Genomic DNA, 11,438 nt, shown 5'->3' on the forward strand with positions numbered 1-11,438 from the left:
CACGTCATGGCAACTTTTCATCCACTCAGCGAATGCAGTTTGCAGCTGCTCAGCATTCACCAGGGCCATCACCCTGGCCAAGGTATCGTGACTCGGCACGCCAGCCTTAAAATCGCCGTACTGGCGAAGAAAGTCCAACTTCGCGTGGCCAAAATCTTCGATTTCATCCCAACCTTCTGCACCACAGATCACCGCACAGACGATCAGAAACAAGATATCCGACAGCTGATGCTTCACTTTCCACGCCTGGCGGAAGTCGGGAACAATCGATAAATGGTGCATAAGAGACGGTGTCAGCATCGGATCATCCATGAGCGAAAGCTGCTAAATGACCACATGAGGTCCTTTTGGTAAAGCGCTACGAGGCCCGTCGTAGAGCGGTTTTTCATGCATTTTCCCTGACACCAGTGACTCGGGTGGAGATGAAAGTAACGTCGTCAATATCTCTGTACTTGGGTCTTCCGAGCTGATCGTCGATGGTATTTCTGCTGATATTGATACTATTGCAGGGATTGAAGTAGGTGCGTCGCCCACATTTACGGCAACCAACGCTGGCGAGATCAATATAGATCAAGGGCTCTTGAGTCTTTCCGCAGGGAGCTCGACGACCTACAATATTGAGGATAGCAGTAGTATCAACCTTGACGGTGGAACAGTTGGCGCTCTCAGCGGCGCCAACGACAACACGGTCAACTTCTCAGGTGCAGAAGATGGCAGCTTCTCCTACTCCGTACCCAGCGCGGGCGTTCTGAATACAGTCAATTTCGATGTCAATGGTATGGAAGCCGGCGATACCTTCGACACAGATGGCGCTGACTGGACATTGTCAGATGGTGCAAGTTCTTATGATTCTGAGAACGGCTATCTGAAAATCACCTCAGACAACACCGGCTTTGGGGGAGTAACTGGCACGACCGTCAACGCCAATGTCGCGATGACCCAGGAAGAAGCCGATGGTTATCTGTCAGGCGATGTCTCTCTCAACGGCGAGAATGGCTTCGAATTCGTCTGCTTTGCTGAAGGCACCATGATTGCAACGTCTGAGGGTGAAGTCGCTGTCGAAACCCTTCAGATCGGCGATCTGGTAGTCACGGCAAGCGGTGCAGCCGTACCGGTCAAATGGGTCGGACGTCAAACGGTCCGCCCTGCGACTGCCAAAGACAAGTTCCAAGCCGTACGTATCCAGGCAAACGCCTTCGCCCAGGGAACGCCGAATCAGGATCTGACCGTCACTGCCAGCCACGGCATGATCATCGATGGCCTGGTCATCAATGCAGGCGCACTGATCAATGGCACAACCATTACCGCTGTATCAGCCCGTGAACTTCCCAAGGAAGTGACTTACTACCACGTCGAAACTGAAAACCATGAAGTGATCATCGCCAATGGTGCTGAGGCCGAAACCTACATCGATTATATCGATCGTCAGGCATTCGAAAATTACGAGGAATACACTTCACTTTACAGCGTCGAGACGCGTATCGTCGAAATGAGTCGCCCGCGTATCTCCGCCCGTCGTCTGGTACCAATGGCGATTCGCGAACGCCTGGCGATCAGTGAATACACCTTGGACATTCAGGCTGCCTGATAGCAAGAGTTTTGACTGATAGTTCACAGACACCCGCAGGGCAGATAGAATCTGACCTGCGGGTGTTTTTATATTTGGAACCCGCTTTATGGAGCTCTTCGACGTTTCATGCGGATTTGATTTCATCCAGCATGTCGCCCCAACGTGTTGAGTGCTTTTTTCCGTTGGTTTTAGAAGCGTTTGGTCGGCCATTGCCTCACGCATCACATTGAGGTAATACGCGATGCGCCAAGGGGCAGCTCCCAGAGCTACTTTTCCGTCGGGTTTTCGTTATTCAGACTTTCCAACACTGCCCAGCGCAGGGCACTTGGTGTGTGCCTTTTCTCGACGCTCCCGCTTACGCACCTCGTCCAACGCCTTAGTAAACGTCCACACGATGTTAAACCAATCAACCGTTGCTCGAGCATCGGGGAGGTGCTCACCAGTGCCGTTGAGGAATGCCGCACACGACTTCAACAACATTGCCCGGATACCGCCATGTGCCCCCAGAAAAGCGCTGAATGCCTTGAGCGTATATTTGCCACGCCCTTGGACGGCAAAGATCACAGGCTCTTGTTCGCGTTGCATATCGAGGGCGGATGCAGACACTGGGTGCAACACCCCAATTGAATTGTGGATGGGGCATCATCGTGCTTTGCCATCAGTTCATTCATTACCTCAATGGGACATTTGAAGTCGAAGCGCTTCCGAGGCCGCATGTTCAACTCGAAGGCAATAGCATCCAGCTCTTCTTACTGGTCAGTGATAGATTCGTCGCCTTGGGAAGATACTGGCGAATCAGGCCATTGATGTTCTCGTTGCTCCCCCTTTGCCAAGGGCTATGAGGGTCGCGGAAGTCGATGGCGACGCCAGTATTTTGCGTGATAGCAGCATGCCTGGCCATCTCACGCCCTTGGTCATACGTCAGAGTCTTTCATGCTGCCAATGGCATTCTGTTCAGTGCAGCACTGAAGCCCCCTACGGCTGAGGTCGCAGTGCATCGTGCATCTTGGCCAGTATCAAGTAGCCACTACTGAGCTCAACGAGAGTGCCAACCGCAGAAGCGTTGCCTTTTCCTTTGATCAGATCGCCTTCCCAATGCCCCTGCACCATCGTGTCACCCTCCCAGTAACCAATGAAACACCTATCATTGACCTCGGCTGGGCGATGCTCGATACCAGCGCGATTCGGTATCTTGCCGAGTCCAGAGCTCTTGGCATGAGCATGATGTTTGCTACGCCGTTTCGGCTGGCGCAAGTGCTTCCAGAGATCGGCGCCAGAGGTCTTATTACCCCAGATCATCGTATAAATCCATTGATGGCTGACGCTCATGCCGTGCAAGGGCACGATAAAACGGCTGATCTGCTCTGGGTTTCATTCCTCACGCAGGCGACCTGCAACGGCGGCGATCATACTGGGTAAGCGCTTGGTCCGCTTCCTGGCAGTACGGCATCGATGATCGCTGCATGACTGGGCACGCGCGAGATGGTAGCCGCCAGTCGCGCGTTTCGGCGCGACTGGCGGTACTGTTATGAATGCCAAGGGCTTTAGCGATCTCTCGTCGACTCAATCCTACGTCACGACGTGCATGAATCTGGTATCGTTGGCCTAGGTCAACTGTTGGTAACTCATACTCTGCTTCACTTTGGTCGGTAAAGCAGAGGGGATACCTGCGCTGGCCCTTTTGTTTCTACCGTGTGATTCAAAGTGCTGCACTTATTCTATGAATTCTGGACTCAGAATTTGCGGCCGAGGTTAATAGAATTCCAATATCTTATTTTTTTGATGCTTATAAAAATCATCTATGAAGTGAAAAGGACTAAGCCCCCACCTGTGGTATTTATTGGCAATCAAAAGGTTCTCATTATATTCAATGATTCTTGTTTTTGGAACATAACCCGAGATAACTTCATATATGAAAGTTAACTGTTCGTTCACCTCATCTATATAATCGAATGTATCTTTATCAAACATGGTCCCATCATTTATTTTTTTAGTCAGGTAAACTTTATTTATTATTATCTTTTCTTCTATTCCTAAATGCATACACCTTTCATAAAAATCATGCCATGCCTTTATAAATAAATCTTTTCTCTCTTCTGAGAATCCATCAATAATATTTTTGTACGCTATGTTTTTTTTACGTATGATTTTTTGTAAAATAGAACTTCTTGTTATAAAACTCCCCGACTCGATCTCAATAATGTTAAGTCTTTCTACTAAAAAGTCCATTATTAGCATCCCACCATTAGAAACGGAAGCAAGCAGCTCATTTATAACGGTTTTTTCAATATCTCCGTCAACTACTCTTCGATTAAATTTAGATGGCACGCTACTTGTATCAATAAAAATTTTAGGAGGTAAAGATAACATACTAATAATAGACGTTCTTGCGTGATATGATAATATTCTAAAATCTATGCCATCTTCGTTATTGAAGTTAAAAGTATCTCTACTACAACATCCGCCAAATATGGTTATTTTATTCATTCACATACCTTCTAATATAAGCATTAAACACCATGATTTATTTATCTTACAATAGTTAATGATCTTTATTCTGCGTACTATCCATGCCAATTCTCCAGTCTGTTCAGAGCCCATATCCTGGAACATTTCAGGGCGCTAATTCCACACCTGGCATCGAAGAGCCCATAAAAACTTATTCAATGTCACTTACAAAATCGTATAGCAACATATGACTATCGAGACCGGTAATTGGGTTTTATTTATAACTTTAATGATTATGAAGACGAACAATATAATAGAGCACCACCTCTTAACGAAGAGAGAAATCTTCATAAACAAGAGTCAAATTAGGATTGTAGGCGGGATCATTGTCCAGCTGCTCTGCCCAGGTCGAGCGCATATACTCACACTCGGAGAGCCAACGTGCCCGCTTCTTCGGTGTATCATCGGCCCCGCGTGTAATGGACTCATGATGATAAAGCTCCGCATAGGGTGTCCAGAGATTGCGATATCCGGCTTCTCGCACCTTGAGGCAAAGATCAACATCGTTATACGCCACGGCGAGTCTTTCTTCATTGAGGCCATTGACCTCTTCAAAGACCGAACGACGCAACAGCAGACAAGCCGCAGTGACCGCTGACAGATTCTGAGTAGATTTCAGCCGCCCCTGAAAGCCGTCTTCCTCACGATTGGAAAAGCGATGAGCATGGCCAGCAATGCTTCCAAGCCCCAGAATCACACCGGCATGCTGAATCGTGCCATTGGGATAATAGAGCTTGGCACCGACACATCCGATGTCCGAACGGCACACCTGCGACACCATTTCCGTCAGCCACTCGCCATTCATCGGCTCGATGTCATTGTTGACCAACCCGATGATATCGCCACGTGCCTCGCGGGCACCGAAATTATTGATGGCCGAATAATTGAATGCCTCGTCCCAGTGCAGCACACGCACGCGCTCATCACGCGCGACGACTTCGCGCATATATTCAAGTGTCAGCGGGCAAGTGCTTTGATTATCGAGAATCAACAACTCGAAATGTCGATACTCGGTATGCGCAAGAATGGCATCGACACACGGTTTAAGTATCTCTACCCCATCCCGGGTGGGGACCAGCAACGAAACCAGTGGCTGTGATTCCGGCAATTGCCATCTCACGCGCACGTTCTCTCCGGCATCATCCTTGGCCTCTACCAGTACCTTGCCCGCTTCAGCCGCAGCTGCTAAATCATGGCGTGCAAGGTAGTCGCTGACACGTGCCAGATGACGTGTCCCGGAGCTTCCTTGGTCGGTCATTGCCGAAGGTAGATGATTGTCGGGAACATGCACCAGTACCTGGGGTACCCGCCACACAAGCGACTGATGGCTCTTGTGAGTCGGTTCAATCAACTCCAGTGCCAGCTGATGGATAAGATCGGTAGTGTCCACTGTCGCGGCATTTCCTGTCCCCAGAGAATGGTGGCAGACCTGCCACTGCTCACGAGACCATAGCCCCAGATGCCCTATATAGGGTGTGGAAAGTAGTAGATCCGGATTCCAGCCAGGCTTGAAGTTCGGCGAATGGCGATTCCCAGCCGTATCAAGGCAATCTTCGTCGCAATACAGAAATCCCGCATGCGGCTTCTCGCCCATCGACTGAACGAAGTGTGACAGTGCATCAGGCGATAGTATGACACCTGTCGTCAGCAGTCCCATCCAGTCGCCCACCATCGCCTTGCTGATGACCTCAAGTTGAGCTGACCGGACTTCCACTACCCCCGCATTACTACCTGCCAACACGGTAATGCGGTCATCACTCTCGCAAAGCGCGGCCAACCAGGTATGACTATCTGACGACATGTCAGTCGCTGACACCACAAGTTGCCACTGTGAATACGTCTGATCCATCAGACTTGCCAGGCTATCGCCAAAGGCTTCCCTGCTGACACTTGCATCAATGACCATACCTAGGCTTAAGACGGTTTCAGGGCTCTTCGTCAAGGGAGCGGCGCCCGCTACGTTTGAAATCCCTTGCCCCAGTGATTCGACCAAGTCAATCCACTGCTGATACTCAGAAGATATACGAGAGTCTAAATGAAAAAAAGTCGAATTATAATGATCAAGTGCTACCTCATGCCATGGTCGACAATTAGATCGGGCCTCCTTATAAAGAAGAGACAATACCTCGTCCTTTGGATAGCTACGGTAAAGACGATGATTGGTAGCTAGACGCTGAAGCAATCGATCCTTGGCAAAGCGTGGCGTAAGCCATACCAGTCTAAAATGCTTGAGACGAAAGGTGCCACGACTATCGATAGGACATAGCGTGATACGTCGCACCCTACGAGGGACACGTAACATGCGACGAGTGATCTTACCCGCTCTAAGTGGTAGTTCCACCGTATGAATTCGGTTGTCCGTCTCAAAAGTGATAACTGCCGCAGCCCCCGTAACTGAGCGCTCCATATCTATCTCGACCATGTTCCAGCCCGGCAAGGGCCGAGGTCCTTCCCAGAGAAAGGCGGGCGCGCTGGAAAGCGAGCGCCATTCCCCATTGTTGAGAGGCTCAAGGTCACTATCGATTCGCAGGTAACGCGGTACACGGATATGCAGAGGCATTGAAAAAAAGGTAGGGGCTTTGGCAGCGGAGGACTGAAGCTGTGATCCCTCCAGAAACGGTGGTGTCGGCAAAACTTTCTTCCATTAAAGGTAAAAGATGACAGAGATAATTTATATCGAACGACCATACGATAAAACTTCGCCTACTACGCTAGGCGAAGTCAGAAACTGCATCATCTGAGAGGACTTCAGTGTGCAGTGATATCATCACCGGAAGCATCAGAGTCGTTCATCTGCTCCAAGAGCAATTTCTTGTCCGCGACACGTCGTTGCATCTTCTTGATCCCTCCCCCTTCCGGACGAGTCTCCAATGCCTTTTCAAGCAGCAGCAAGGCATCATCCAGCAAACCCTGTTGCTCAAAATAGGCCCCCAGTTCTCGAAGGCGATCAGCTTCCTTCATCCTGCTACTGGCGATGATGCCACGTGTGCGAGCGCTCAAACCTTTTAGTGCTACTGGCTCCTCAAAGTAGATACCCAGTAAGTCAAGCAATTTAAGAAAAGCATAACTTTGATCGCCCTCCTTATATTGAGTCAAGGCGGCTTTTCTGATGATATCAAGCTCCTTGGGATATTGCTCCTCAAGATATGCCAGTGGTCGATAGGGGGTGGCATCAGAGACAGTAAAGGTATCTTTCGTAGGTTGAGGCGGGAATAGCACTTTGCGATCAAGAGACGGAAACCTTTTCAAAGCCGGTTCCATCGCCGCGAGGAATTTCGCGTTGATATCCCTGTAGAGTACCGCTGGAATATCCTGGCTCCCGACGGAGCCTTCGTCAGGATGAAGATCTGAATATTCCTGCAAAGCCCAGTCAATCTGTCGACCGACTTTAGGGGGAAGCTTGGCAAGCACCGTATTCAAGGTACGCTTGAGCTCTAGCGCAGATCGTACATAACTACGATTGGTAATCTTTCTTTCAGGAAGAAGGGCAAGGATTTCTGAAGCTGGTACTCCCAGCTCTTCCAGAAAGACTGCTTCAATTTGACGTGTATCCTCTGCGGGCTTCTGATAAGTCAGAAAATGACAGTTATCATCGCCAAAAGCATCAGCCCACTGAAGCAATGGCCCACCCGAGAGGCTGCTGGGCTTACTATTCCGCAGCACCGGGGCGAGGTGGCTGGAGAGGCTCCATGATTGTCCATGACGCTTGATCCCTTGGTTATGATTTCCTAGCAGGTAATCTACAGGAGCCCGAACAAAGGCAATTATACGAATGACGTGAGGAGGTATGCGCAAGCTTTCGTGAAATAATTTCGCTAACGACTCTGACTGATTGAAAAAGGACTCCGAAGATACCACAAGTATGAGACCTTTCTTTCGAGCATGGTTCAGCCAAGTCTCAAGCAGCGCCTTTGCCCCTTCCACATCACCTTCTCTCAAAGCCACCCATAGCTGACTATGTCCACCTGATACGCCATTCTTGTCGATGTTATGCTCAGGATAATAATAGCCAATTTTTTCGATTTCTTTTCTCGACCTTAGCATAAAGCTTTGCAGCGCTGAAGACCCAGCCTTTGGTGATCCAATATGAATAATTAGATCCAAGGAGCGTGTATGGCCTGTAGAAAAACTCGAGGATGAAGAGAATAACTTACGTATAATTTTCATGCAGCATCAACATCTCGACATGGTGTGGATCAGCTCAGCGTATCAACAAACAAATTTTTCGAAACTTTTTTCACGGTAATATCGTCTGGATTAGACTTGATATACACTTCAACTTCGGAGGCTTTGTTAAGTATTTCATTTCTTGCAGCATCAATCATTATAGAAACATTGCAAAAGTCAATAAACAAATTTTGCGACTTCAAATAGTAATCATAGCGCTCATGATTAAAGTTAATTTTTAACTCATTTTCAACCATGCCTGAAGCAAAAAAACCAGGTCTATTGTTTTTCAAAGATCCTTTCTGGCCAGCTCTACCTTTCAAAAGAGCCGCCATATACTCTACTTTAGATCTATACATCCGATGGATTACAAACGAGGGTTTCGAATAGCATAAATCTTTACTTAAGGCCTGAGGTTTATCATCAGACATAACAAGAGAGTTATGGTCTGCATCGTAACATGAAGCGTTTTCGAATTCAGGAAAGTGAACCCTCAAGCTATTTATCACTAAATCAGTACGGAACAAAGTTTTACATAACCTATGTATATAATATTCACCATCTAATGCAATAGAACTGAACTCTTGAGGTCTTGCAAGCTCGCAATGCCAATTAAAAGCAATAGCATCAGCATCAAGGTGTATATGATCTTTGATTTTTGAATCAAAATCCGCAGGCACCCAAAATTCATCTATATCTAAATACATGAGGTAATCTATATCATTCATTCTGCAATGATGTAGATCTTTTGCATAGCATATTTTCTGCAGCCCTTTATTGATATTATCTGGACATAAGTCTATCCAGTCAGCAATTTCATAAGTAACGCCTTTGTATTTTTGAGCAATCCTGGAAAGTATATCTACGGTTTGATCGTTACTCCTATTTACATAAATATGTATTTGATCGAAACCAAAATAAAGATGATGGTGGATCCACTGGGTAATATAAGGAGCCTCATCTTTTGCTATAGCTGCAATTCTTACCTTTTTGCACATATCAAAATTATGCATAAGTTGTCTACCTTTAGTCATAAACCTTGATAGCATAGAGCCCTTGAGGAAATACATCAAGGGCTCTTCAGTATCAGATAACGATCACTTATAATATGGTGAGACCATCAGCAACTTTTACTGCTTCAGAATCACCCTTAGCTATTAGTTTTTTAAGTAACTCGATCGATTTTTCTGACTTCAATTTAATAGAATCTACGTCAGACTTAATATATGAATTAACATCAAGGTCAGCAATAGTACTAGAACGAGAAGCCATATACCCAAGATAATTATCTTTCGGCCAATCAAAATATCTATTTATTTTATCCCAATTGTGCGGCTTATATCCTGGACGATTTGTTTTAATCGACAAAGGTTGAGATGGTCTTCCTCTCAACAATAAAGCGGTATATTCAATTTCTGATCTGAACATACGGTGGACAATATAAGCTTTCTTTGGTTTACGCATGGCATTAGTAGTATGTTGATTTATGGTCTCATCAAATTCTATACGCTTACCGTTTGCATCCACTGGAGTTATATCATTATTATACACAGGCACATGAACTCTGACATTTCTAATGTCAACATGCTTGATAGGTGTAATAGTTTTCACTAACGGAGGGATAAAAAATCCATGCTGATTATCCAAGAAAGTGAAAGGTAAATTCTTACCGACTTCACAGTGCCATTGGAAACATATTGGTAGGTAACTAGTAGAACTATTTTTAAATAGAAAATCTTTTATAGATGTGTTGAAGTCATTGGGAATCCAATATTCATCTATATCTATGCACAACCACCAGTCAACATTTTTCTCCAAAGCACGGCCAAGGTCTTTCGCATAAGCGATATTCTGCAATTTACTAGAGACTTGTGCGTCGCAATAATCTAACCAATCCAAGGTTTCGTAAGTAACCTGTGGATATTTTTCGCTTACTTTCTGTAAAATAGATAAGGAGTTGTCTGTAGTACGATTGACATAAATATGTATTTGATCAAAACCAAAATACAAGTGATGGCAAATCCAATCTACAAGATAGGGCCCTTCATCTTTCGCAATAGCGCAAACACGTATAATAGCATTACTTGTGAAGTCGTTATCTTTCATAGCCATACTCCACGAATTCTATTTTTTGACTTTATGTTTGATTTCTGTATATTTATCATTGATAGTTTTGCCATTAGGGCGTATTTTTTTTGCTTCTACAATAAGTTCAAAAGCAACTGAAGGTTTCTTGTCTTCAAAATAAATTGCCAAATCTCGCAAAACATCTGCATTTTTTTCCGGATTTTTAATAACTTTTTTATTCTTGGTTTTATGTCTGTGCTTCCATTTACTAGCATCCACCTTGATGTCATTATTACTTAAAAAGTCCATTAGGCTAACATCATTCATTGTATCAATATCAAAGTACAAGAATCTAGGGTTTCCAATAAATAGCTTCAACACATTAGAAGTGTGTTTTTCATAATCCATACCCCACTTGCTTATAACAGTGTCTATATCGTAACCACCTTCCTCAGTGACTCTTTTTAGATATGAGCCTTCGTCATGATTGATTCTACTTTTAAGCCAAGCGTTCTTATTACGAGTATTAAATATAAATATTGCTTTGGGATACTGTTCAAGCAGCTCTTCAATTAACTCCATAGCTACATAGCGAAAAACACCTCCACCTTCATAATGCTCCATATCTGTAAAAACATCGTAATGTTCTAGCCCACTTAGTAATGGTTGGCCAATATTATGATTATCAAAAATTTTCTTCGATACTTCACCATGCTCCCAATGCGCTGCATTGAAGCCATTTTCTTTGAAGAACCAGTATAAAGAACCTGTTCCTGCTTTATTGAAACCTATTTGAAAAATCATAAAACATCCGTATGTAAATTGTTGAAAATGCAGCAAAGTGTGCAACAACCAGTAAAACCGAAATCTAAATCGAGTAACAATTTTAGCCAAAAATTAGCTTAAAGTATGACCCTAATTCTTTAATTTTAATTTAACCAAATTGTTGGGTCCCGTCTGATTAACTACGAGCTTAGTGAATAACTCCGGCCGTTCGGCTTGCCATTCCTTCATCGCTACGATTGGCGCCTTGTGACGTAGTGCCTTCTGAGGAATGTGGTAGTTATATAGCCAGCAATAACGCTCGAGCGTCTGTTCCAAGTCCTCACTTGAGTCATAGCGCCGA

Annotated in this window: 9 protein-coding genes and 2 pseudogenes; 1 reads left to right on the forward strand and 10 read right to left on the reverse strand. The window is 45.3% G+C overall.

Features of this window, described 5'->3' with window-relative positions; all coding sequences use genetic code 11:
* The coding region (locus CFN46_RS17165; protein ID WP_176426521.1) for an ISAs1 family transposase at positions 1-300 on the reverse strand (300 nt) is incomplete at its 3' end.
* A 280-nt stretch (positions 301-580) separates the two neighbouring features.
* Between CFN46_RS17165 and CFN46_RS17170 the strand changes: the two genes are divergently transcribed.
* On the forward strand, positions 581-1,588 hold the full coding sequence (locus CFN46_RS17170; protein ID WP_088744258.1) for a Hint domain-containing protein: 1,008 nt from the start codon (positions 581-583) through the stop codon (positions 1,586-1,588).
* A 270-nt stretch (positions 1,589-1,858) separates the two neighbouring features.
* Here CFN46_RS17170 and CFN46_RS17175 read toward each other — a convergent pair whose 3' ends face one another.
* The 9 genes and pseudogenes from CFN46_RS17175 to CFN46_RS17675 form a co-directional block, all read right to left on the reverse strand.
* Positions 1,859-2,176 carry a transposase gene (locus tag CFN46_RS17175; RefSeq protein WP_141103683.1) on the reverse strand — a complete coding sequence of 106 codons (318 nt, stop codon included), beginning with the start codon at positions 2,174-2,176 and terminating at the stop codon, positions 1,859-1,861.
* A pseudogene (locus tag CFN46_RS17180) lies at positions 2,131-3,161 on the reverse strand (IS30 family transposase). The gene CFN46_RS17175 and the pseudogene CFN46_RS17180 overlap by 46 nt, the downstream one beginning before the upstream one ends.
* 161 nt (positions 3,162-3,322) lie before the next feature.
* On the reverse strand, positions 3,323-4,057 hold the full coding sequence (locus CFN46_RS17185) for a DUF6270 domain-containing protein (protein WP_141103684.1): 735 nt from the start codon (positions 4,055-4,057) through the stop codon (positions 3,323-3,325).
* A 289-nt stretch (positions 4,058-4,346) separates the two neighbouring features.
* Positions 4,347-5,927, reverse strand: coding sequence for a glycosyltransferase (locus tag CFN46_RS17190; RefSeq protein WP_176426522.1), 1,581 nt, complete (start codon positions 5,925-5,927; stop codon positions 4,347-4,349).
* Between the two features lie 899 nt (positions 5,928-6,826).
* The gene (locus CFN46_RS17195) at positions 6,827-8,245 is read right to left on the reverse strand and encodes a hypothetical protein (protein ID WP_141103686.1); all 1,419 of its coding nucleotides are present in this window, start codon (positions 8,243-8,245) and stop codon (positions 6,827-6,829) included.
* Positions 8,246-8,274: 29 nt separating this feature from the next.
* Positions 8,275-9,315 carry a glycosyltransferase family 2 protein gene (locus CFN46_RS17200; RefSeq protein ID WP_088744263.1) on the reverse strand — a complete coding sequence of 347 codons (1,041 nt, stop codon included), beginning with the start codon at positions 9,313-9,315 and terminating at the stop codon, positions 8,275-8,277.
* A gap of 31 nt (positions 9,316-9,346) precedes the next feature.
* Positions 9,347-10,351 carry a glycosyltransferase family 2 protein gene (locus CFN46_RS17205; RefSeq protein WP_176426523.1) on the reverse strand — a complete coding sequence of 335 codons (1,005 nt, stop codon included), beginning with the start codon at positions 10,349-10,351 and terminating at the stop codon, positions 9,347-9,349.
* An 18-nt stretch (positions 10,352-10,369) separates the two neighbouring features.
* Complete coding sequence (locus CFN46_RS17210; protein WP_088744265.1) at positions 10,370-11,116, reverse strand: sulfotransferase; 747 nt, start codon at positions 11,114-11,116, stop codon at positions 10,370-10,372.
* 111 nt (positions 11,117-11,227) lie between these two features.
* Positions 11,228-11,438 (reverse strand): annotated as a pseudogene (locus CFN46_RS17675) (IS481 family transposase); the annotation flags it as partial.

It is taken from the genome of Cobetia sp. QF-1, from assembly GCF_002213105.1.
Classification (GTDB): Bacteria; Pseudomonadota; Gammaproteobacteria; order Pseudomonadales; family Halomonadaceae; genus Cobetia; species Cobetia crustatorum.

Coding starts and splice junctions, on each gene's coding strand:
- CFN46_RS17185 (WP_141103684.1), bottom strand. CDS start 4,057: ATGAATAAAATAACCATATTTGGCGGATGTTGTAGTAGAGATACTTTT.
- CFN46_RS17190 (WP_176426522.1), bottom strand. CDS start 5,927: ATGGATCAGACGTATTCACAGTGGCAACTTGTGGTGTCAGCGACTGAC.
- CFN46_RS17195 (WP_141103686.1), bottom strand. CDS start 8,245: ATGAAAATTATACGTAAGTTATTCTCTTCATCCTCGAGTTTTTCTACA.
- CFN46_RS17200 (WP_088744263.1), bottom strand. CDS start 9,315: ATGTATTTCCTCAAGGGCTCTATGCTATCAAGGTTTATGACTAAAGGT.
- CFN46_RS17205 (WP_176426523.1), bottom strand. CDS start 10,351: ATGAAAGATAACGACTTCACAAGTAATGCTATTATACGTGTTTGCGCT.
- CFN46_RS17210 (WP_088744265.1), bottom strand. CDS start 11,116: ATGATTTTTCAAATAGGTTTCAATAAAGCAGGAACAGGTTCTTTATAC.